Origin of the sequence: Acidovorax sp. Leaf73 (assembly GCF_916855635.1) — a bacterium.
In the GTDB taxonomy this organism is placed as follows: Bacteria; Pseudomonadota; Gammaproteobacteria; order Burkholderiales; family Burkholderiaceae_C; genus Acidovorax; species Acidovorax facilis.
Genome location: NZ_CAKASI010000001.1, coordinates 991,415 through 1,013,127 on the forward strand (window position 1 = coordinate 991,415; position 21,713 = coordinate 1,013,127).

Annotated in this window: 24 protein-coding genes; 10 read left to right on the forward strand and 14 right to left on the reverse strand. The window is 63.3% G+C overall.

Going from position 1 to position 21,713, the window contains the following annotated elements:
* Positions 1-97: 97 nt before the first annotated feature.
* Together LPA35_RS04640 and pdxH are read right to left on the reverse strand one after the other, a co-directional pair.
* Positions 98-493 carry a VOC family protein gene (locus tag LPA35_RS04640; RefSeq protein WP_228895363.1) on the reverse strand — a complete coding sequence of 132 codons (396 nt, stop codon included), beginning with the start codon at positions 491-493 and terminating at the stop codon, positions 98-100.
* Between the two features lie 45 nt (positions 494-538).
* Positions 539-1,177: a pyridoxamine 5'-phosphate oxidase gene (gene pdxH / locus LPA35_RS04645; RefSeq protein WP_228895365.1), complete on the reverse strand. Its 639-nt coding sequence runs from the start codon at positions 1,175-1,177 to the stop codon at positions 539-541.
* Between the two features lie 149 nt (positions 1,178-1,326).
* On the opposite strand from pdxH, the gene LPA35_RS04650 reads away from it, so the two are divergent.
* The 3 genes from LPA35_RS04650 to LPA35_RS04660 all read left to right on the forward strand — a co-directional run bounded on the left by LPA35_RS04650 (position 1,327) and on the right by LPA35_RS04660 (position 4,835).
* Positions 1,327-1,899 carry a TetR/AcrR family transcriptional regulator gene (locus LPA35_RS04650; protein ID WP_121506399.1) on the forward strand — a complete coding sequence of 191 codons (573 nt, stop codon included), beginning with the start codon at positions 1,327-1,329 and terminating at the stop codon, positions 1,897-1,899.
* Between the two features lie 181 nt (positions 1,900-2,080).
* Positions 2,081-2,542 (forward strand): (2Fe-2S)-binding protein, encoded by a 462-nt coding sequence (locus LPA35_RS04655; protein WP_055401911.1) that lies wholly within the window; start codon positions 2,081-2,083, stop codon positions 2,540-2,542.
* Positions 2,543-2,564: 22 nt separating this feature from the next.
* Complete coding sequence (locus LPA35_RS04660; protein ID WP_228895368.1) at positions 2,565-4,835, forward strand: xanthine dehydrogenase family protein molybdopterin-binding subunit; 2,271 nt, start codon at positions 2,565-2,567, stop codon at positions 4,833-4,835.
* Between the two features lie 29 nt (positions 4,836-4,864).
* Here the strand turns inward: LPA35_RS04660 and LPA35_RS04665 are convergent, their stop codons facing one another.
* Positions 4,865-5,773 carry a LysR family transcriptional regulator gene (locus LPA35_RS04665; protein WP_228895370.1) on the reverse strand — a complete coding sequence of 303 codons (909 nt, stop codon included), beginning with the start codon at positions 5,771-5,773 and terminating at the stop codon, positions 4,865-4,867.
* A gap of 100 nt (positions 5,774-5,873) precedes the next feature.
* Between LPA35_RS04665 and LPA35_RS04670 the strand changes: the two genes are divergently transcribed.
* Together LPA35_RS04670 and LPA35_RS04675 are read left to right on the forward strand one after the other, a co-directional pair.
* Positions 5,874-6,641 (forward strand): SDR family NAD(P)-dependent oxidoreductase, encoded by a 768-nt coding sequence (locus LPA35_RS04670; RefSeq protein ID WP_228895372.1) that lies wholly within the window; start codon positions 5,874-5,876, stop codon positions 6,639-6,641.
* 83 nt (positions 6,642-6,724) lie between these two features.
* Positions 6,725-7,288, forward strand: a complete 564-nt coding sequence (locus LPA35_RS04675; protein WP_228895373.1) for an NTP transferase domain-containing protein — start codon at positions 6,725-6,727, stop codon at positions 7,286-7,288.
* A 92-nt stretch (positions 7,289-7,380) separates the two neighbouring features.
* Here LPA35_RS04675 and LPA35_RS04680 read toward each other — a convergent pair whose 3' ends face one another.
* A complete protein-coding gene (locus LPA35_RS04680) occupies positions 7,381-7,908 on the reverse strand; it encodes a superoxide dismutase family protein (protein ID WP_228895376.1) in 528 nt (175 codons plus the stop codon).
* 99 nt (positions 7,909-8,007) lie between these two features.
* Positions 8,008-8,601 (reverse strand): gamma-glutamylcyclotransferase, encoded by a 594-nt coding sequence (locus tag LPA35_RS04685; protein WP_228895378.1) that lies wholly within the window; start codon positions 8,599-8,601, stop codon positions 8,008-8,010.
* 112 nt (positions 8,602-8,713) lie between these two features.
* On the opposite strand from LPA35_RS04685, the gene LPA35_RS04690 reads away from it, so the two are divergent.
* Positions 8,714-9,238 (forward strand): OmpA family protein, encoded by a 525-nt coding sequence (locus tag LPA35_RS04690; protein WP_228895380.1) that lies wholly within the window; start codon positions 8,714-8,716, stop codon positions 9,236-9,238.
* Between the two features lie 128 nt (positions 9,239-9,366).
* Here the strand turns inward: LPA35_RS04690 and gloA are convergent, their stop codons facing one another.
* Both gloA and LPA35_RS04700 read right to left on the reverse strand, forming a co-directional pair.
* Entirely contained in the window at positions 9,367-9,780 is a 414-nt protein-coding gene (gloA, locus tag LPA35_RS04695; RefSeq protein WP_228895382.1) for a lactoylglutathione lyase, read from the reverse strand.
* Positions 9,777-10,328, reverse strand: a complete 552-nt coding sequence (locus LPA35_RS04700; RefSeq protein WP_121508683.1) for a PaaI family thioesterase — start codon at positions 10,326-10,328, stop codon at positions 9,777-9,779. Before LPA35_RS04700 ends, gloA begins: the two co-directional genes overlap by 4 nt.
* A gap of 74 nt (positions 10,329-10,402) precedes the next feature.
* On the opposite strand from LPA35_RS04700, the gene LPA35_RS04705 reads away from it, so the two are divergent.
* The 4 genes from LPA35_RS04705 to LPA35_RS04720 are packed head-to-tail and all read left to right on the forward strand — an operon-like array spanning position 10,403 to position 14,083.
* Positions 10,403-10,882: a MarR family winged helix-turn-helix transcriptional regulator gene (locus LPA35_RS04705; RefSeq protein ID WP_228895383.1), complete on the forward strand. Its 480-nt coding sequence runs from the start codon at positions 10,403-10,405 to the stop codon at positions 10,880-10,882.
* Complete coding sequence (locus LPA35_RS04710) at positions 10,872-12,131, forward strand: MFS transporter (RefSeq protein ID WP_121420192.1); 1,260 nt, start codon at positions 10,872-10,874, stop codon at positions 12,129-12,131. Before LPA35_RS04705 ends, LPA35_RS04710 begins: the two co-directional genes overlap by 11 nt.
* A 40-nt stretch (positions 12,132-12,171) precedes the next feature.
* Positions 12,172-12,675, forward strand: a complete 504-nt coding sequence (locus LPA35_RS04715; protein ID WP_370641367.1) for a MaoC family dehydratase — start codon at positions 12,172-12,174, stop codon at positions 12,673-12,675.
* The gene (locus LPA35_RS04720; protein WP_228895386.1) at positions 12,659-14,083 is read left to right on the forward strand and encodes an MATE family efflux transporter; all 1,425 of its coding nucleotides are present in this window, start codon (positions 12,659-12,661) and stop codon (positions 14,081-14,083) included. The genes LPA35_RS04715 and LPA35_RS04720 overlap by 17 nt, the downstream gene beginning before the upstream one ends.
* A 75-nt stretch (positions 14,084-14,158) precedes the next feature.
* On the opposite strand, the gene LPA35_RS04725 is transcribed toward LPA35_RS04720, so the two are convergent.
* The 7 genes from LPA35_RS04725 to LPA35_RS04755 form a co-directional block, all read right to left on the reverse strand.
* Positions 14,159-14,959, reverse strand: a complete 801-nt coding sequence (locus LPA35_RS04725) for an SDR family NAD(P)-dependent oxidoreductase (protein WP_228895388.1) — start codon at positions 14,957-14,959, stop codon at positions 14,159-14,161.
* A gap of 142 nt (positions 14,960-15,101) precedes the next feature.
* Complete coding sequence (locus LPA35_RS04730; protein ID WP_228895389.1) at positions 15,102-17,486, reverse strand: EAL domain-containing protein; 2,385 nt, start codon at positions 17,484-17,486, stop codon at positions 15,102-15,104.
* 191 nt (positions 17,487-17,677) lie between these two features.
* Positions 17,678-18,211: a response regulator gene (locus tag LPA35_RS04735; protein ID WP_055397897.1), complete on the reverse strand. Its 534-nt coding sequence runs from the start codon at positions 18,209-18,211 to the stop codon at positions 17,678-17,680.
* Positions 18,212-18,228: 17 nt separating this feature from the next.
* A complete protein-coding gene (locus tag LPA35_RS04740; protein WP_228895391.1) occupies positions 18,229-19,572 on the reverse strand; it encodes an HD domain-containing phosphohydrolase in 1,344 nt (447 codons plus the stop codon).
* A gap of 3 nt (positions 19,573-19,575) precedes the next feature.
* On the reverse strand, positions 19,576-20,529 hold the full coding sequence (locus tag LPA35_RS04745) for an ATP-binding protein (RefSeq protein ID WP_228895393.1): 954 nt from the start codon (positions 20,527-20,529) through the stop codon (positions 19,576-19,578).
* 12 nt (positions 20,530-20,541) lie between these two features.
* Entirely contained in the window at positions 20,542-21,384 is an 843-nt protein-coding gene (locus LPA35_RS04750) for an HDOD domain-containing protein (protein ID WP_228895395.1), read from the reverse strand.
* Entirely contained in the window at positions 21,381-21,710 is a 330-nt protein-coding gene (locus LPA35_RS04755; RefSeq protein ID WP_228895396.1) for a hypothetical protein, read from the reverse strand. Before LPA35_RS04755 ends, LPA35_RS04750 begins: the two co-directional genes overlap by 4 nt.
* Between the last annotated feature and the right edge of the window lie 3 nt (positions 21,711-21,713).

Consider the following 21,713-nt stretch of genomic DNA (forward strand, 5'->3'; position numbering starts at 1 on the left):
TATCCGCCAAAGGCTTTTCCAAGTCGCAGGCTCTTGAGGACAAGAGATGCTCATGGCGCCGCGACGTGAAGAAAAGATACGACGAAGTGGCTTGGGCTCAGGCGTCTTGGGGGTCGTGGCACGCCACGCAGAGCTTGTTCCCATCCGGATCTCGGAAATACGCGCCGTAGTAGTTGGCGTGGTACTGCGGCCTCAGGCCTGGCGGCCCGTCACAATGCCCCCCGTTTGCCAGGGCCGCAGCGTGCACTGCATCCACCTGCGCGCGGGTGCTGGCAGCAAAGGCGGTCATCTGGCCGTTGCCCGGTGCGTGTTCGCCTTCAAAAGGACGGCCGATGAGAAAAAGGGGGCGCGGATTGGGGTGGCTTTGCCATCCGGCCCAAGGGTGGGCGGCATCCACAAAACGCGGCGCGATGCCCAGCGCTGCCATCACGGGCTGGTAGAACGCCAGCGCGCGGTCGAAGTCGGTGACGCCGATGAAGATGTGCGAAAACATCGTTGGCCTCTTGCAGGTCTGTTGTTGTCCCTGGGTGGGCCGCAGTCAGGGCGCCAGCCGCTCACGCATCCATTCGCCGCAATCCAGACGGTACCGCAACCGGTCATGCAACCGGCTTTTGCGCCCCTGCCAGAACTCCCACTGATCAGGCTTGAGGCGATACCCACCCCAGTGCGGCGGGCGGGGTGGCTTCAGCATGAACTGCGCACCGTACTTGGCGGCATTGGCCACCAGCACGCCCCGGCCAGAAATCACCTGGCTTTGCGGGCTGGCCCAGGCGCCGATGCGCGAATCCAGCGGGCGGCTGTTGAAGTATTCGTCGCTCTCAGCATCGCTGACCTTTTCCACCACGCCCTCGATGCGCACCACACGTTCCAGCTCTACCCAGTGGAACTGCAGGGCTGCGTAGGGGTTACCAGCAATCTGGCGGCCCTTGCGGCTGTCGTAATTGGTGAACCAGACGATGCCGCGCTCGTCATAGCCCTTGATCAGCACGATGCGGGTGCTGGGGCGCAGGTCGCTGCCCACGGTGGCCAGGGTCATGGCGTTGGGCTCGGGCACTTCGGCATTGATGGCTTCTTTCAGCCACTGGTCAAACTGCAGCAGGGGGGCGGCGTGCGAGGCGTCTTCGTTGAGTTCGGCGCGCTCGTAGCTCTTGCGAAGGTCGGCGATGGAGGTGGTCATGGGCCAATTGTGCATGCGAGGGCAGGGCGGTTGCCAGCCACGGCGGGCAGGCTGCAAAGAGGGCGACGGTCGGGCGGGATCCGGGTAACGTGGGGTCTTCGGTGGCCCTGGTTGTCGTCGAATAACTATTCGCTTATATTGCCCCACCGATGAAACCCAAAGACGACGAAAAGCAGCGTGCCATTGCCCAGGCCACCTTCGAACTGGTGGCCCAGACGGGCCTGAGCGGCCTGACCCTGGCCGATATTGCCCGCGCGGCGGGCATTGCCACCAGCACGCTGTATGTGTACTACCCGTCCAAGGATGAACTCATCAGCCAGCTCTACCAGGATGCCAAGACGGTCACGGCCGCGCGCATTATGGAGGGCATCGTGCCCGGCATGCCCTACCGCGCCCGCGTGCGGCGCGCCTGGGGCAACCTGCTGCGCCACCGGCTGGACCAGTATGCCGAGGTGGTGTTTCAGGAGCAGTACTACAACTCGCCCTGGTTCACCGAGGGCAACCGCGAATTCTCGACCCGCCTGATGGCTGGGTTTTTTGCGTTGATGGAAGAGGGCCAGCAGCAAGAGATCTTGAAGGCCGTGCCCATCCCGCTGCTCACGGCCAGCCTGGTGGGGTCTGTGCGCGAGACGGGCAACCTCATCCGCACCAAGGTGCTGCCCGATGAGGAGGCCGTGCACCAGATGGCTTTTGGGCTGTGCTGGGACGCCCTGAAGGCCTGAGCAGGAGATTGCGATGAATTTGTCTACCCGAGGTTGATCTTTTAGTCGAATTTTTATTCTCTTAAAAATGCCACTCACCACGCTCCAACCGTTTCATGGCCGATGGCGTCGCTGACACCATCCCGTTCTGTTCAACCGCCTCCCACCACACAACAACACCTTCCCCACGGAGAACCCCACGATGCCCACCCTCAACATCAATGGCAAAGATACGGCTGTGGATGCCGATGAATCCACCCCCATCCTCTGGGCCCTGCGCGACACGCTGGGCATGACCGGCACCAAGTTTGGCTGCGGCCAGGCTTTGTGCGGGGCCTGCACGGTGCATCTGAACGGTGCGCCCATTCGTTCGTGCATCACGCCCATTTCGGCGGCGGCAGGCCAGAAGATCACCACCATCGAGGCGGTGACCACCAATGACAAGGTGGGCAAGGCCGTGCACGCTGCCTGGGTCAAGCACGACGTGGCCCAGTGTGGCTACTGCCAAAGCGGCCAGATCATGAGCGCCACCGCACTGCTGCAGGGCAAGAAAAAACCCACCGACGCCGACATTGACGCTGCCATGGCGGGCAATGTGTGCCGCTGCGGCACCTACGTGCGCATCCGCGCGGCCATCCATGACGCTGCCAAGACTCTGGCCTAAGAACACCGAGCAGGAGAACACTATGCATTTCGACGCTCAAACCGCCCGCGCCCATATGCCAAAAGGCCTGGTAGCGCTTATGAATCAGGCGCAAGGCGCTATCAATACAGAAGCAGACGCAGCCTCCCACGAAGGCGTGGCGCGCCGCACGTTCCTCAAGGTGTCTGCGGCATCCGGTTTTGCGCTGGGTGCGTTTCCGCTGGTGGCCAGCGCGCAGGGCGCCGGGGCAGCGGCCGCAGGCCTCAAGCCGTTCGAGCAGCCTTCAGCCTTCGTCCGTATCGACGCCGATGGCACGGTCACCGTCACCATCAACCGCCTGGACTTTGGCCAGGGCGTGCAAACCGGCCTGCCCATGATCCTGGCCGAAGAGCTGGATGCCGACTGGAGCAAGGTGCGCAGCGTGCACGGCGATGCCAACCAGGCCTATGCCGACCCGATGATGGGCATGCACCTCACGGGTGGCTCCAACTCCATCAAAAACTCCTACACCCAGTACCGCGAACTGGGCGCGCGCACCCGGGCCATGTTGGTCTCGGCCGCTGCCGCGCAGTGGGGCGTGGATGCCTCGGCACTGCGCACCAGCAACGGCTTCGTTGTCGGCCCCGGGGGCAAGAAGCTGGGCTACGGCGCACTGGCCGAAGCGGCCATGAAGCAGCCCGTGCCTGAAAAGGTCACCTTGAAGGACCCCAAGCAGTTCCGTCTTATCGGCAAGCCCACGGGCCGGCTCGACGCCAAGGCCAAGTCGAGCGGCCAGCAGGACTACGGCATTGACGTGCGCCTGCCCGGCATGCTCACGGCCGTGGTGGCGCGCCCACCCGTGTTCGGCGCCAAGCTGAAGTCGCTGGACGACAGTGCCGCCAAAGCCATCAAGGGCGTGAAGGCCGTGCTGCGCGTGCCCACCGACCGGGGCGGCGAGGGCGTGGCCATCGTGGCCGATGGTTACTGGCCCGCCAAGCAGGGCCGTGATGCGCTGAAGGTGGAATGGGACACCAGCGCGGTGGGCAAGCCCGACACCACGGCACTGCTGGCGCAGTACCGCGAGCTGGCCACCAAGCCCGGCAACGTGGCCATGCAGGCCGACATGGCGCAGCTGGCTGGCGCTGCGCACAAGATCAGCGCCGAGTTCGTCTTCCCCTACCTGGCGCACGCCCCCATGGAGCCGCTCAACTGCACGGTGAAGCTGGATGGTGACAAGGCCGAGCTCTGGATGGGCACCCAGATGCCCGGTCTGGACGCGATGGCCGCCGCCAAGACGCTGGGCCTGCAGCCGCAGAACATCAAGGTGAACACCCAGATGGCCGGTGGCGGCTTTGGCCGCCGCGCCATTCCCACCAGCGACTACGTGGTGGAGGCCTGCGGCGTGGCCAAGGCGGCGCGCACAGCGGGCATCACCGCCCCGGTGCGCACGCTGTGGAGCCGCGAGGACGACATCAAGGGCGGCTACTACCGCCCCATGCACGTGCACCGCGCCGAGATCGGGTTCGACGCACAAGGCAAGATCCTGGCGTGGGACCACACCATCGTCGGCCAATCCATCACCAAGGGCTCGCCGTTCGAGGCCTTCATGGTCAAAAACGGCATCGATGCGACGGCCGTGGAGGGCATGAAGGAGCCGTACAACGTGCCCATGAAACTGTCGGTGCACCACCCCGACGTGAATGTGCCGGTGTTGTGGTGGCGGAGTGTGGGCTCCACCCACACGGCCTATGCCATGGAAACCCTCATCGACGAAGTGGCGCGCACCACCAAGCAAGACCCCGTGGCCTACCGCATGGCCCTGATGGGCGACAAACACCCGCGTCACAAGGCCGCATTGCAACTGGCCGTGGCCCAGTCGGGCTATGGCAAGAAGAAGCTGGCTGCTGGCCGCGCCTGGGGCGTGGCGGTGCACGAGTCGTTCGAGTCGGTGGTGGCCTATGTGGTCGAGGCGTCCGTCAAGGACGGCACGCCCAAGCTGCACAGCATCGCGGCCGGCGTGCATTGCAATCTGGTGGTCAACCCCAAAAGCGTGGAAGCCCAGGTGCAGGGCGCGGCGCTGATGGGCCTGTCGATGTGCCTGCCCGGCGGCGCCATCACGCTGAAGGACGGCGTGGTGGAGCAAAGCAACTTTGGCGACTTCGCCGTGCCGCGCATCACCGACATGCCCCAGGTGACGGTGCACATTGTGCCGAGCGCTGATCCACCGAAGGGCATGGGCGAGCCTGGGTTGCCGCCGCTGGCACCTGCGTTTGCGAATGCCATTGCCCAACTAACGGGCAAAACGCCGCGCGAGCTGCCGTTCAAGCTGGCTTGAGTGCAGCGTGCATCCGGGGGGCGGGTGCCTCACCCCCCGGGTGCTCCTGATGCAGCGGCCATCTTGACCAGCTCCAGAAACGCCCGCAGGGTGGCCGTGGGCTGCCTGCGGCTGGGGTAGTACAGGTAGAAGCCCGGGATGGGTGGGCACCAGTCGTCCAGCACGCTCACCAGCGCGCCGCTGGCCAGGGCCTCGCGGGCGTAGGGTTCGTACAGGTACGCAAACCCCACGCCCGCCAAGGCCGCCTGCAGGATGAGCGGCATGTCGCCCACGGTCAGGCGGCCTTGCACATCCACCGCGATCTTTTCGCCGGCCTTTTCAAACTCCCACGCATAGCGCGCTCCGCTCGGAAAGCGGATGCGCACGCAGGGCATCTGCATCAGATCGCGCGGGTTGCGCGGCGCACCCACCCCCGCGAGCAGGGCAGGGGACGCCACCACCATCAGCTGCTGCTGCGGCCCCAATGGCAGGGCCACCATGTCCTGCTGCAGGCGTTCTCCGTAGCGGACGCCTGCGTCAAAGCCACCTTCGACAATGTCGACCAACCCGTCGTCCAGCACCAACTCGACCTCGGCCTGCGGGTGCTGCGCCAGAAACTGTGCAACCAGCGGCCCCAGCACCAAATCGCCCGCCGAGCGCGGTGCATTGATGCGCAGCAGGCCCTGCGGGGTGTCGCGGAACACGTTGATGTCGTCAATGGCAGCAGCAATATCCTGCAAGGCGGGCCCCACACGATCGAGCAACTGGCGCCCGGCTGGCGTCAGCGCCACGCTGCGCGTGGTGCGGCTGAACATGCGCACGCCCAGCCGCTCCTCCAGCGAACGCACGGCATGGCTGATGGCCGAGGCTGAAAGGCCCAGCTCTTGCGCGGCGGCCCGAAAGTTCAGGTGGCGGGCGATGGTGCTCAGGAGTTTGAGATCTGCGAGGTCCAGGCTCATTGTTGAAATCAGTTCATTGATGTGTGCATTTTCAGGCCATTTATATATTCCATTTTCAACAATAAGCTTCCCGCTGATTTGCAACACCACAGGAGAAAACATGCAAAACAGCGAGTGGAATCTGGCCGGAAAAACTTATCTGGTGAGCGGAGCGTCTTCGGGCATTGGCGCCGAAACCGCCGTGGCGCTGGGGCGCCACAAAGCCAATGTGGTGCTGGCCGCGCGCCGCACGGCCGAATGCGAAGCGGTGGCCGAGCGGGTACGTGCCGCCGGTGGACAGGCCTGGGTGATGGCCCTGGATGTGACCGATGAGGCCAGCGTCCAGCGCAGTGTCGAGGCCACAGTGCAGCACTTTGGCCGCCTGGACGGCGCCTTCAACAACGCAGGCGCCCTGGGGGTCGCAGGCCCTTTGCACACCCTGAATGCAGCGGACGTGCAGGCGGTGCTGCAGGCCAACACGTTGGGCATCTTCTATGCAATGAAGCACCAGATTGCCGCAATGCTGAAGACGGGTGGCGGGGCCATCGTGAACAACCTGTCCATCTCGTCCCAGGTGGGGTTCAACGGCATCAGCGCCTATACCGCCAGCAAACACGCGGCCCTGGGCCTCACGCGCAATGCGGCGATGGAGTATTTTCAGCAAGGCATCCGCGTGAACGCCGTGAGCCCGGGACCCACGGTCACGCCGATGGCGCTGGCCGCCTTTGGCAACGAGGATGCGATGCGCAACACACTGCAAGCCTCGGTGTCGGGCCGCCCTGCAGCCCCGGCCGAGATGGCGGGGCCGGTGCTGTTTTTGCTGTCGGATGCAGCCAGCTTTGTGAGCGGGCACAACCTGGTTGTGGATGGCGGGTATACGCTGGCTTGAGTCCCGTCGCAGTGCGGCGGACGGCCTAGAATCTCGCCCGCTGTGCGCCGCACGGTTCATTGTCCAACGCAGGTCCTATCTCCATGTCTCTCGATCCCTCGTCTCCCGTGGTCCTGGTGCTGGCCTCCGGCCGGGGCGATCGGTTTGTGGCATCGGGCGGGCAGGTGCACAAGCTGCGCGCATTGCTGGCGGGGGTACCGGTGCTGGAGCACACGCTGGCCGCCGTGCGCGCCAGCGGGCTGGCATGGCACCTGGAGGATGTGGGCCATCCGGGCATGGGCGATTCGATTGCGGCGGCGGTGCGGGCCACGTTCCATGCGGCAGGCTGGCTGGTGTTGCCGGGAGATCTGCCTCTGGTGCGGCCTGACACCCTGCAAATGCTGGCCCAGGCCGTGGCGAAGAGGGCGGTGACGGTGCCGTTTTTTCACGGCGAGCGCGGCCACCCCGTGGGATTTGCTGCGCAGTGCTTGCCGGATCTGCTGGCCCTGTCGGGCGAGCAAGGTGCCGCCAGCGTGGTGCGCAAGTTTGCTCAGCAAGGGCAGGTGCAAACCCTGGCGGTGGAGGACGAGGGCACGGTGACGGACATTGACACCGTGCAGGATCTGGCGCGCGCCGAACGCCTCCTTGCCAGCCGTCCACCGGCCTGATCTGCCAAAAACCAAACCCGCCGGCCATCTCTGGCGGGCGGGTTGCGGGGGAGGGGCGGTTCAGGCCCAGGAGCCCGTAGCAGCCTCTTTGTTTATGACTTGGCGGCAATGACCGCACAGGCCAGACGGGGACCGGCGTTGCCAGTGGGCTGGGTCTTGTAGTCGTCCGGGTCGCGGTGCACGATCAGGCCCTTGCCGACGATGTCATTGGCCGTGCTGCCGACGCGGATCGTGCGCGACTCAAAGCTGAAACTGGCCACACCATTGGCATCGGCCTTGAGGCTGGGCAGGTCGCCCGTGTGGTGATCACCCATGCCGTGGTGGCCGTGGGATTTGCCGCCTGGGTTGAAGTGGCCGCCGGTGCTCATGCCGTCGCCGCTGCTGCAGTCGCCTTTTTCATGCACATGAAAGCCGTGCTCGGCATTGGGCTTGAGGCCGGTGATGGAGCCAGACACTTTCACCACGTCGCCCGACTGCACGAATGTGACCGTGCCAGCGGTGGTGTTGCCGCGCGTGGGTTCTAGTTTGGCGGAGGCGCTGGGCCCTGAGGTATAGGCTGCACAGCCCGCCAAGGCCAGCGCCGTAACGGATGACAGGACAAAAGCGAAACGGATCTTCATGACTCAAACTCCTTAGAACAATGAAACCACCCGGTATTTAACCTGGCACCGAGGCGCAGTCTCCCCGTCGGGCCCATGCGCGTCCAGCAAAGATGTGCACTATGCCTCTTTTTGGGCCAGCGCAATCAAACGGGCCAGGGCCCGGTCATGGATGCCGTGCCTGCGCAGCTCGTCATACGTGGCCTGGGCGTAGTCCCGCGTGGTGCCATAGCGCCCACAGGCCTGCTCAAAAATACGGCAGTACTCTTGGTCGGGCAGCTCGCCCGTGTGGTTGGGGCTTTTGCGCGACAGGGTGAAGGCCAGCGCGCGCACCGGGCCGTGCGGGGTGTGGCAGGTGAGCCAGCGCGGGTCGTACACGGCGGTGATCATCTCTCGCTGCCACAGGTTGATCATGACCTGCCGCGCATGCGCCTTGTCCACACGGAACACCATGCCCCGGCAACTGCCGCCCGACAACATGCCGAACACCAGGCCTGGGCATTCGGGCGTGCCCCGGTTGATGCGGCTCCACATCTTGAGCGCCCGGTGCCAGCCATGCACCTTGGCCGGGCGGCGCTCGGCATAGTCGAAGTCCGGGCGCCAGATGAGCGAGCCGTAGCCAAAGATCCACAGGTCTTCGTGACCACCCCATTCGTTCAGGGCGCGCTCCAGCATGGGGGCCGGATCTCGCAGCGGGGCGGGCAGGTTCGTCATGGGTTCACTCTACAATCGAAAGCTTTGCTTTAACGCTCTGGGGACTTGTGTTTACGGGTTTCGCTACGGCCCCAGCATCCATTCTTTTTCTTAATCACTGCAGGAATCTCCAATGTCTAGTTCTGACGACGATAGCCAACAACGTTTTGCCCTGGGTTTCCTGTTCGCACTCATTGCGCTGGTGATCTCGGTGGTGGTCGGCACCGTGGTGGTCAAGCGCGTGGGCGCTTCGGGTGCCTCCAAGCCTGCTGCAACGGCCGTTGCAAGCAGCGCGCCAGCTACAACAGCGGCCGCAGTCGCTGACGACGCCGCCAGCGTGCGCGTCGAAAACGGCGTGGTGAAGTTTTACTTTGCCACTGCCAAGGCCGAGCTGGCGGCTGGCGCCAACGAAGCCCTGGCCGACGTGGTCAAGGGTGTGGCCGAGGGCAAGAAGGCTGTGATCTCGGGCTTTCACGACGCCACGGGTGACGCAGCCCTGAACGCCGAGCTGGCCAAGCAACGCGCCTTTGCAGTGCGCGATGCGCTCAAGGCCCTGGGCGTGGCGGAAGACAAGATCGAGCTGAAGAAGCCTGAAGAAACCACCGCCACCGGCAGCAATGCCGAAGCGCGCCGCGTGGAAGTGGCACTGGGCGCTTGATGCCTGCGTAATGACCTGCAGCAGGTCGCTCCATAAAAAACCCGGCAGTGCCGGGTTTTTTATTGAGTCAAATTTGCCTCTAGCGCTTATCTATCATGCGCTAGTAGCTATCTATTTAATAGTGATGGTTAACGCAAGCCTGCGCCACCAGCCACCTCGGTGCGCTGGATCAATTCAATCTTGTAGCCATCCGGGTCGGTCACAAACGCGATCACCGTCGTGCCGCCTTTGACCGGGCCCGCTTCGCGCGTCACGTTGCCGCCCGAGGCCTTGATCTTCTCGCACGCCGCGTAAGCATCCGGAACACCCAGGGCGATGTGGCCATAGGCGGTGCCCATCTCGTAGCTTTCCACGCCCCAGTTGTAGGTCAGCTCTATCTCGGCCTGGGCGGGGTTGCCGCCTTCGAAACCGAGGAAGGCCAGCGAGTATTTGTACTCGGGGTTCTCGGACTGGCGCAGCAGCTGCATGCCCAGGACGTTGGTGTAGAAATCAATCGAGCGTTGAAGGTTGCCAACGCGCAGCATCGTGTGGAGGAATTTCATCCCTTCGATTGTGCAGGCATGTCAAAAACCAGGCAGGTGGTGGTGGCGTGGGCATACAGCGTGCCGTCCGGCCCCACGAGGCGCGCTTCGGCCGTGGCCAACTGGCGCCCGCTGTGGATCACCCGGCCTTCGGCGCGCACACGCTGCACCTTGGGCGTGATGGCCTTGACCAGGTTGATGCCCAGCTCGGCCGTGGTGTAGCCGCGCCCGGGTTCCATGCGCGTATGGATGGAGCAGCCCAGGGCCGAGTCGAGCAGGGTGGCAAACCAGCCGCCGTGCACGGTGCCCATGGGGTTGAGGTGCTCAGCGCGGGGTGTGCCCTGGAAGATGGCTGTGCCTTCGCCCACTTCCACGATCAAGAAGTCCAGCGTCTTGGCGATGGCGGCGTAGGGCAGTTCGCCGCGCAGCATGGCCTGCATCTGCTGCAGGCCGTTCAGGTGGGCGATCTGCTCGCGCCGGGCCACGCCAGGGCCGGGTCCTGCGTCCAGGGTGGCGAGGATGTCGCGCTCTTGTGCAAGCCAATGTTCCAGTTGGTTGTGCTGTGTCATGGGGGCGTCCGGGTTGTTGGCGGGGTTTACATGCATGAGTTGCATATGCAATTATTGCAGATACAATTAAATTCATGCAAGCCGAACCAACCACCCTGGCCCCCGTGCTGCCGCGGGGCTGCACCAACTTCAAGCTGCGCCAGCTGATGCGCCGCGTAGCCGCTCACTACGACGCCGAAATGGCGAAGTGCGGGCTCAAGACCACGCAGTATTCGCTGCTATCGCATGTGCTCACGCTGGGGCCTATCCGCCCGGGCGACCTGGCGGTGGCCATGAAGATGGATGCGTCCACGCTGACGCGTAACCTGCGCCCTCTGGTGGATGCAGGGTGGGTCACGTTGGAGGCGGGCGCCGATGCTCGCAGCCGCCTGGCCCACATCACCGACGCAGGTCGCGAAAAACGTGCCGAGGCGCAGCGCCACTGGAAGGCTGCGCAACTCGCGCTGAATGAAACGCTGGGCGTGGAACGCGTGATGGCGCTGCATGCGCTGGTGGACGACTCGCTCGATTTGCTGGCAGCACTGCCAGTGCAGGAGGCTGGGCATGACGAATAACGACACCCCTCCGGTCGCAGCCAAGTCCGTCGCGCCACTGGCACTGTGGCTCGTGCTGCTGGCCGCCGCTGGCGCCTTTGCGCTCACCATGGGCACGCGCCAGACCATGGGCCTGTTCCTGTCGGCGCTCAACACCTCCACGGCATTGGGCATTGGCAGCATCAGCCTGGCCTTTGCGTTTGGCCAGCTGTGGTGGGGGCTGACGCAGCCGTTTGCAGGGGCTGTGGCCGACCGCATTGGCACGGGCCGTGTGATCCTGCTGGGCGTGGCGCTGGTGGCGCTGGGCACTTTCATCACGCCGTACATGACGACCACGGCAGGGCTGATTTTTGCGATTGGCGTGCTGGCCGCAGGCGGCGCGGGCATGGCCGGGCCGTCGGTGCTGATGGCGGCCACGGCGCGGCTGGTGCCCGCCAGCAAGCGCGGGCTGGCCAGTGGCATCGTGAACGCGGGGGGATCGTTCGGGCAGTTTGTGATGGCGCCCATTGCCATCAGCCTGACCGCTGCCGTGGGCTGGGCCAGTGCCATGCAGTGGCTGGGCGTGCTGGTGCTGCTGGCGCTGCCTGCGGTGTGGGTGCTCAAGGGCAATTCCAACGCGCTGGCTGCGCAGGCTGCGGCTGCGTCCGGCCAAAAGGCGTTGACCGCGCGCGAGGCCATTGCCCAGGCGCTGGCAACGCCCAGCTACCGGTACCTTGCGGTGGGCTTCTTGGTATGCGGGTTTCACGTTGCCTTCCTGGCCACGCACCTGCCAGGGGTGATTGCGGCGTGTGGATTGGCGCCCGAGGTGGGCGGCTGGGCGCTGGCTGTCATCGGGCTGTTCAACATTGTCGGCAGCCTGGCCATGGGCTGGGCGGTAGGGCGCTGGCGCATGAAGTCGCTGTTGGCACTGCTGTACGCCACGCGCGGCCTGGCGGTGCTGGTCTTCTTGTTCGCACCCAAGACACCCATGGTGGTGCTGATCTTCGCCGCCGTGATGGGTGTGACGTTCCTCTCCACCGTGCCCCCCACCGCCGGGCTGGTGGCCAAGATGTTCGGCACGGCCAACATGGCCATGCTGTTCGGCATCGTGATGCTGTCGCACCAGGTTGGCGGCTTTTTTGGCGCCTACCTGGGCGGCAGCGTATTCCAGGCCACGGGCAGCTATGACTGGGTCTGGTACATCGACATCGTGCTGGCCGTGGGCGCGGCACTGATCAATCTGCCGATCCGCGAGGCGCGATTGGCGCGCCGGGCCGCCTCCGCCGCCTGAGCCCACAAGGCATCCATCCCCTTGAATGAAAGCCAATGACATGACGGACATCCACGCCCGCAGCGCCTCCATGGCAGGAAAATCTCCGATCTATCTGGACGACCTGGCCGTGGGCGACCAGTTCAAAAGTGGCGAACACGCCATGGATGAAGCGCAGATCACCAGCTTTGCCGCCCAGTTCGACCCGCAGCCGTTTCATCTGGATGACGCCGCCGCGCGTGACACGCTGTTTGGCGGCTTGGCCGCCAGCGGCTGGCACACGGCGGCCGTGACCATGCGCCTGCAGGTGACCAGCGGACTGCCCATTGCGGGCGGCATCATCGGGGCGGGGGGCGAGCTGAGCTGGCCCCGGCCCACGCGCGCCACCGATGTGCTGCATGTGGTGAGCGAGGTGCTGGCGATACAGCCCTCCAAGTCCAAGCCCGATCGCGGCATGGTCACGGTGCGCAGTGAGACCCGCAACCAGCATGGCGATGTGCTGCAGCTGTCTACCGTGCGCATCGTGGTGCCGCGCAAGCCTGCGGTCGATGGGGCAGGGGCTTGATGTGACCGATGCACTGAACCCCCGCACCCGCATGCTGCTGGAGGCGCCCATCGCCCCCACGCTGCTGCGCCTGGCCGCACCCAATGTGCTGGTGATGCTGGCGCAAGCGGGCGTCGGGCTCATCGAGACCTACTTTGTCGGCAAGCTGGGCACCGATGCGTTGGCCGGCATGGCGCTGGTATTCCCGGTCGTCATGCTGATGCAGATGACTTCCGCCGGTGCCATGGGCGGCGGCATTGCGTCGGCCATTGCGCGTGCCTTGGGCGCTCGGCGACGGGACGATGCCGACGCCTTGGTGCTGCACTCCTTGGTCATCGCGGCGGTGTTCTCGCTGATCTTTACAGTCGGCGTGGTGGGAGGAGGGCGCTGGCTCTACACCCGCATGGGCGGCACCGGCGGCGCGCTGGCTGCGGCGCTGGTCTATTCCAACTGGGTGTTTGCGGGCGCGTTTCTGGTGTGGCTGTTCAACACGCTTTCGGCCGTCATTCGGGGCACGGGCAACATGGCCGTGCCAGCCTATGTCACGGTGCTGGGCGCCTTCGTGCTGGTGCCGCTGTCACCGTTGTTGATCTTTGGCTGGGGCCCCGTGCCCGGCCTGGGCATTGCCGGCGGTGCCATGGCGCTGATGGCGTACTACCTGATCGGCAGCGTGGTGCTGGCCGCCTATCTGTGGTCGCCGCGCAGCCTGCTGCGGCCATCGCTGGCGCACATCCGGTTTCGCTGGGTGCTGTTCAAGGACATCCTGCGGGTCGGGTTGGTGGGCACCGTGTCGACCGTGGCCACCAATGTAGCGATTGGGGTGACCACCGCGCTGGTCGGCGGTTTTGGCACGGCGGCCATTGCCGGGTATGGAACCGCATCGCGGCTTGAGTACCTGCTGGTGCCCCTGGTATTTGGCCTGGGTGCGCCGCTGGTGGCCATGGTCGGCACCTGCATCGGCGCGGGCCAGCGTGAGCGCGCCCTGCGCGCCACCTGGATCGGCGCGGCCATGGCTTTTGTAATGGCCGAGGCGATTGGTCTGTGGGCGGCGGCCTTTCCCCATGCGTGGCTGTCGCTTTTCAACAGCGACCCCGCCATGCTGGAGGCGGGCGCGCTGTATCTGCGTACCGTCGGGCCGGTGTATGGCTTTTTCGGCCTGGGCCTGGTGCTGTACTTTGCCTCGCAAGGGGCAGGGCGCCTGCTCTGGCCCGTCATCGGCAACATCACGCGCCTGGCGGTGGCCGTGACTGGCGGCTGGCTGGCGCTGCGCTGGGGTGGTGGTCTGGCGGCGGTGTTTGCCGCACAAGCCGTGGCGCTGGTGCTGTACGGCGTGGTCAACGCCTGGGCGATTGCAGGTGGCGCCTGGTTCGGTCCGGTCGGCTGGCCACGCAGCATGGCGGGCCTGCTGCGGCGCATGCCACAGGCGTAGAAATATAGCCAGAATTGCTGCTAGCGCTTACCCATCAAGCGCTAGTAGCTATCAATTTGGTAGTTTTTCGTTGAATCAGACCGGAACGGTGTAATTCAGCGTCATGCGGCCACCATCCACGGTCACGATCTCGCCGGTCACATAGCTGGCGGCGTCGCTGGCCAGCCAGGCCACCACGTCGGCAATCTCGGACGGCTCGCCCAGCCGCTTCATGGGCGTGCGGCTCATGATTTTGTTCTTGGCCTCATCGCTGGTCAGCACGGCCTTGGCGGCCAGCTCGGTGGCGATGGTGCCGGGCGCCACGGCGTTCACGCGGATGTTCCTGTCGGCCAGCGCCAGCGCCATCACGCGCGTGAGCTGGTTCACGCCGCCTTTGCTCACGTTGTAGCTCGCGATATTGGGAATGGTCAGCACACCGTTGACCGAGCTCATGTTGACAATGGAGCCGCCACCCGAAGCCACCATGGCCCGCGTCACGGCCTGCCCGACGAGGAACGAGCCCTTGAGGTTGACCCGCAGCACGGCATCAAAGTCGGCCTCGGTCACTTCCAGAAAATCCGCCGCGCGGAAGATGCCCGCGTTGTTCACCAGCACGTCGATGCGCCCGTGGGCGGCCAGCACCTGGGCGACGAGCGCATCCACCTGCGCCTTGTCGCCTACGTCGCAGCGCACATACAGCGCGCCCAGTTCCGCAGCCAGGGCCTGGCCGCGTGCATCGTCCACATCCACGATCACCGGTTTGGCGCCTTCAACTGCAAACCGGCGGACGCAGGCTTCACCAATGCCTTGCGCGCCACCGGTAACGATACAGACGCGACCTGTGTGGCCAAAGTGAATGGAAGACCGGAGGGATGGGGCGGGGCTTGTAGGATTCATGGTCGTGGATGGTAGCGGGTGGGGGAGGAGGGTGGAGCCGGAAACCTGCATTAGCTTCGAGTTACCGCCAGTGCGCGGGCCCGAGGGCGATCAATGCCTGTTCTCGCTTTCTGCGGGGTTTGCAAGGAAGCCCCGCAGACCGTCAGCGCACCGGCTGCGGGGCACCAACCCACTCCGGCGGCGGCTGCCACGCCCGGATCCAGCGGATCAGATCCGGCAGCGGCATCGGCCTGGCAATGCCATAGCCCTGCAGGCCATCGCACCCCAGATCGCGCAGTGCCCCGGCATGGGCCGTGGTCTCCACACCTTCCGCCACCACGGTGCGGTTGAACGCATGGGCCAGGCTCACGATGCCGCGCACCAGGGCACGATCGCGCTCGTTGTCGAGCATCTCGCGCACGAAGGACTGGTCGATCTTCACGATCTGTGCGGGCAGGCGTTGCAGATAGGTGAGCGATGAGTAGCCCGTGCCGAAGTCGTCGATGGAGCATTGCACACCCAGCTCGTCCAGCCCCTGGATGACATAGGCCACGGCCGAGAGGTCGTTGAAGGTTTCGGTTTCCAGCAACTCGACCTCCAGAAAGGGCTGGGGCAAGGATGGGTGCCGCTTGAGCAGTCGCGCGACTTCCTGCTGAAACCGGCTGTCGATCAGTGTGGGCACTGCGATGTTGATGCTCAAGGGCAGGGGGCAGCCCTGGGTGACGAGCGTGTGCCCGGCTTTGAATGCAGCGTCCAGCACCCAATAGTCCAGTTTGCCGGAAGCAGGGGTGCCCACAATGTCGTCCATAAACGCACCCGGCGCCAGCAGCCCTCGCTCGGGATGGTGCCACCGGATCAAGGATTCGGCACCAATCACCTGCCCATCCGAGATTCTGACCTTGGGCTGAAAAAACAGCTCCATCTCGCCTTGCAGCAGGGCGTCCTCGACCAGCTTGGCCGTGTGCCTGCGCGCTTGCAGCCGCTGGCCCTGCTGGACGTCGAACACCGCGATCCGGTCCTTGCCTTGTTCCTTGGCCGCATACAGCGCCAGGTCTGCATGGCGCAGCAGGCCGTCAGCGTCCCCCAGATCATCGGGATAGAACGTGACCCCGGCACTGCAGGTCAGGCGCAGTTGCACATTGTCCAGAACGGCCGTCCTCGCGAGCGACTGGCGAAGGCCCTCCAGCCGCTGCAGGGCGGCTTCGGTGTGCGCGCAGTCTTTCAGTGCCACGGCGAATTCATCGCCGCCAATGCGGCCAATGAGGTTGTCTGGTCCCGCCTCGGCCCGCAGGCGCTGTGCAAATACCCGAAGGAACTGGTCCGCCAGGGGCTGCCCCCATTGCTCGTTGAGGTCCTTGAACTGGTCGATGTCCAGCAAACACAGGGCCAGGATGCCATTGGTTTCGATGCGTTTCTGGAGGGTCGCATTCAGCTCCTTGGCAAAAAGGCGGCGGCTGGACAGGCCGGTGAGGGCGTCGTAGTTGCCAAACTGCTGCAGGGCCTGCTCCAGGCGGCGCTGCTCGGTCACATCCTTACCCACAGAGACCCATTTGCGCACGACGCCGTCCGGGTCCTTGATGCCTTCGATGGTGACCTCCGAGACAAAGGCCTCGCCATTTTTGCGGCGCCTGACCAGTTCGCCATGCCATCGGCCGTCTCGCTCGATGGCCTGTGCGACGCGGCGCAGGAATGTGGATTCGCCCCCTTCATCAAGGCGCAGGACGGCAGATGACTTGCCAATCAGCTCCTCGCGCGAGTAGCCCAGCACGTTGCTGTAGGTCGGGTTGACATCCAGCACGGTGCCGTCCGGTTGCACTATGGCAATCGTGTCCTTGCTGTTGACGAAAACGCTGGCGGCCTGCCGCGCTTCGGCCAGCATGGTCTTCAAGGTCTCGGCTGTCTGCTCCAGGGTCTCTTCGCGCTGGTTGAGTTTTTGCGTGTTGTCCAGTAGGAACCCCAGCAGCACCGTGCCGATGGGGTAGATCACCACCACAGCCATCCAGGAGCGCGTCGTGACTGCCCGCGCAATTTCTGGCGGCAAGGTCTGTATCGCCAGCATGCCGCCGGCCGCCAGGCTCAAGCCGAGTCCGATTAGCCAGACCCCATCGGAAAAGGCTCCAAAACGCTGTGGAGAAAAGTAAGGCCTGTGGCGCTGCCAGAGCCACCCGATACCCGTGGTCAAAACAATACCGACCATGGCCGGGCCGCTGCCGATGCCGCCCAGGCTGAGCCGGTAGGCGCCGAGCACCACAGCGCACAGCACAGCACCCAGCGGCGACAGATAGGCGCCGGCCAGGCCCGCCATCACCAACCTGGCGTCAACGATCACGCCTTCGGCCAGCCGCAAAGGCACGAGCATGGTCAGGATGCCGATGACTCCAAACATGAGCCCTGTGATCCAGGGCAACCATCGTTGCCGCGCCTTCCTGATGCCCAGGTCGGGATGGCGCAGGCCACTCAGAACAATGCTGTACAGCGCGGCCAGAAAACACAGCAGGCCCGCGTTCATTCCCATGTCCCGAATCAAAGACGTGGTGTCGATGTTCATGGCGCCTTCTCGTGCGATTGGTGGGCCATCATAAGGAATGGCACGATCCGATGTGACGCTATCTTTAAAATAGATACGATGTATATTATGTTAAATAACAAACATTCTATCCACGGTCTTTTGGCAGACTTCCAGGTTATGCAATCCAGCGTCCTGACACCACGACGCTGCCCAGCACAAAAGGCGTAACGCTAGTTCTCGGGGCCCAAAACCTCTCCATTGGGGCCCCAGGTCACCTGTGTCAATCCGGGTTCCATGGCTTCCAATCGACGGCGCTCCATCTCCGTTGCACTGAGCTGCCCCAATTCATGCCGCCCCACGTCGGCAAGTTCACTTTCATGGCGCAGTTGATCAGCTCTCTCCAGGGCTGAGCGGACGTGACCAAGCAGGTCTTTTTCATCCCAGGGCTTCAACAGATAACGAAAGACTTCTGCGTCATTGACGGCTCGCATCAGGTTCTCCGAATCGGACGACGCGCTTAAAACCATCCGGACTGCCTTGGGCTGAATGGTTCGCACCAGACCCAGAAACTCCACGCCAGTCATGAGCGGCATCCTAAAGTCCGAGATCACCACGTCAAAGGCGGTCTCTCTCAGTCTGGCCAAGGCAACTTCCGGATCCACGGTCTCTTCAATGCGGAGGTCAGAACCGAGTCCCGCCCGCAGACTGCGCTTGATTGCAGCCAAGACGTGGTGTTCATCATCGAGCAAGAGAATTCTCTGCATGGCTGGCTCCCTCTCCGTTACGGTTTTATGGGCAAGATCATTTCCACATCGTCCCGCCCTTCGCGCAATCGCAACCGCTTGATCAATTCGGCGGTGAGCACGTGATCGGCGGCAAGCAACACGGCGCCTTCGCTGGATAACAGATCGCCCGCCAGGATCATGCCGGGTTGAAGTTGCACCGTTCGCAGCATGCGCGGCGGAGCGTCTGCAACGGGCGCAGCCTTCAGGAGCATCTGCAGGAACACATCCACCACTTCGGGATGAAACTGGGTTCCCCTGCCCCTGGCAATCATTGATCGTGCGTCTGCAGCACTCAGGGGGGTGGAGCTGAGATGGCCGATCTGCAGATCATCGTAGGTATCTGCCACAGCGAGGATGCAGGCCCCCATTGGAATCATCTCCCCGACCAGGCCATCTGGATATCCGAGCCCATCGTGCCGCTCGTGGTGGCTGCGGATGATGTTGGACACCGTCTGCATGTCATCCAGCGCCATCAGTGCCTGCTCTCCCAGAACGGCATGCCGTCGGTATTGCGCAGTTTCTTCATCGGAAAGCTTGGGGACCGGTTTGGCCAGCAAGGTGTCAGGCAAGGCAATCTGCCCAATGTCATGCATGAGCCCTGCGATGAACGCGTCCTGTTGATCCGCTTCCGCCATGTTCATGGCCCGTGCGGTGCGACGGGCCAGATCCGCCACACGGCGCGAGTGGCCGGAGAGTTGCCCACCTCGCCACTCCATGAGGTTGGAAAACACCTTGATGGAGGTAAGGTAGTTTTTCTTGATCTTTTGACTGAGCTGGAGCAACTCGCTGGTGCGCGCCGCAACCTTTTCCTCCAGCGTTTCATTCAATTCCATCAAGGCCTGGTTTTTGGCCCTGAGCAGTTCTTCCAACCGGGTTTTTTCGTCTTCCAGGGCATGCCGCTCAAAAATCTGGTGAGCCGTGGCAAGCACCTCACCGTCATCCCACGGCTTGGTGATGTACCGATAGACTTCCCCGCTGTTGATGGCCGCGATGGTTGACCCAATGTCAGCGTAGCCTGTGAGCAGTACGCGTGTCGTTTTGGGCCACCGCACCCGTATCTGCTCCAGCAACTGGGCCCCGCTCATGCCGGGCATTCTCATGTCGGAGAAGACCAGATCCACAGGCTCTTGCTCCAGGTGCGCAATGGCTTGTGCACCACTCGTGGCCGTTGTCACCTGGTATCCGCTGCCACGAAACAGCCGCCTGAGCGAGGCCACAATGTTGGGCTCGTCGTCCACGCACAGAATGCGCCAGACGCGCTGACCACCGCCCTGCAGGCTGGCGCCCTCCTCTTGCAAAGCCGCCCCTGACAAGGCGGTGACGTCGATAGGGGAATTCACACCTCAAGCCTCCTGCGGGTGCTGAATCGGCAGCGTGACACGAAAACGAGTCCCAACCCCCTGCTCGCTGAACACGTCAATGCTGCCAAAGTGCTTCTTGACGATGCCATAGGAAAGAGACAGTCCAAGCCCGGTCCCTTTGCCCACCGCTTTGGTGGTAAAGAACGGGTCGAAAATTCTTCCAAGATTCTCTTTGGCAATGCCCTCGCCGGTATCCTGTATTTCCACCCACACCCGGCTGTCGTCAGCGCCGGTGCTGATAGTGATGACGCCCCTGTCTGCCTGGATGGCGTGCGCAGCGTTGACCAGGAGGTTCATGAAAACCTGATTGAGTTCAGACGGAAGGCACTCGATATCCGGGAGTTCACCGTACGCCTTGACGACCTCCGCCTTGTATTTGATTTCGTTGTTGACGATGTTCAGTGTGGAATCAATGCCATGGTGCAAATCGGCCAGGACCCACTTTTGCGAGGTGTCCACCCGGGAGAAGTCCTTCAAGTTCTGGACAATATTGCGCACCCGCGTGATGCCGTCCTTCGACTCTGCCATCAACGAGGGGATGTCCTCCTTCAGAAAGTCCAGTTCTATCTTTTCGCGCAGTGCCCTCAGTCGGGCTGCTGCCGGAGTGCCTGCCAATGCGGACTCGGCCTCTTCATAGGCAGCGAGCATCTGAAAAAGATCACCCAGATAGCGTTCGAGAGTCCCGAAATTAGAGAATATGAATCCAATCGGATTGTTGATTTCGTGGGCCACTCCGGCAGCCAGTTGACCGATGGAGGCCATTTTTTCCGACTGCATGAGCTTGTCCTGTGCATCCGAAAGTTTGGCATTCAGTTGCATCAGCTCCTCATTGGAGCGCAGCAGTTCCTTGACCCGGTCTGCCGTGACATCGGCGGCAGTGGGCTGCGAGGATGTCGTGTTTGCGGCCTCAGCCAATAGCGGATCGTGAGAACTCATGTCAACCCTCCTTCAGGCCAGCAACGCGTGACAGACGACGTCGTGTTGTTCAGCAACGGTGTCAAAAACTTCCCTGTAGTCCTTCTCACCCAGCGCGAGCCTGCCCCAGGCATCCAGTGACAGCAGCGGCACCATGTCATCTTCCTGGTGCGAAAGATCGAGGCCATGGGCAATGTTGTCAGCAACATGGACGAGATCCACAAGCCCTTTGCCAGCATGGGACCGAGGCCGGTGATGGCATGCGATGGCTGCGACGATCTCTGGGGCAAAGTGCCAATGCTCAGCGATGAGGCCGCCGACCTCTGCGTGGTCAACACCAAATTGATGCTGTTCTGCAACATGCATGAAACAGTCATGTTCTGCCCGATATGCAATGGCCTGGGCATATTCCTCCTCATAGGAGCTGACCAGAACCAAGCGCCCAATGTCATGCAACAGCCCCAACGTAAACGCGGCGTCTTCATCCAATCGGGTGCGCTGCGCCAGGGCCCGGCAGGTAAGCGCCGTACCGATGGAATGGCACCAGAACGCATCGAAATCGAAGCCTTGGCAGCGCGACTTGGCAAACCCGCTGACAAGGCCTGCGGCCGTTGCCACGCCGCGCAATGTGCGCAGCCCCAGGATTGCCGTAGCCTCAGTGATCGAAGTGACCTGACGCGGCAACCCGTAGAAGGAAGAATTCGCAAGTCGAAGGGTTTTCGCGGCAATGGCCTGGTCGTGCGATATCTTTATGGCCAGTTGCTCCGCCGAAACATCGCTGTCGCCAAAGGACTGGATCAACTCCAGCACGACTGCTGGCAAGGCAGGCAATCCGTGCACGCTGTGCAAGATTGCATCCGCAGTGAGTTGCTTCATGGCCTCTCCTCAAGCCGGTGCCTCAAAATCATGTGCAGCAAAGGGTTGAGCTGCCCTGCCCGCAGGGCAGGCCTGAACAAATGCAGCAAACGCTGTTCCGTCAGTACCCGTTGCTCAACCGGATCCACTTTTCCATTGCGCTGTGCTAGCTCCTCGGGGGCATTCACAAAAATCGCGTCGATACCTCGATGCTGCAAGTTGTTGAGAATTTCGCGCGTGACAGGCGTCCCCTCTGGCAACAGAAGTTGCGCATGGGCATCCAGTACGGGCTGCGCTAAAAGTAGTCCCTCCGGAACCCGTTCAGTGGTGGTAGCAAGAGCTTGCATGGG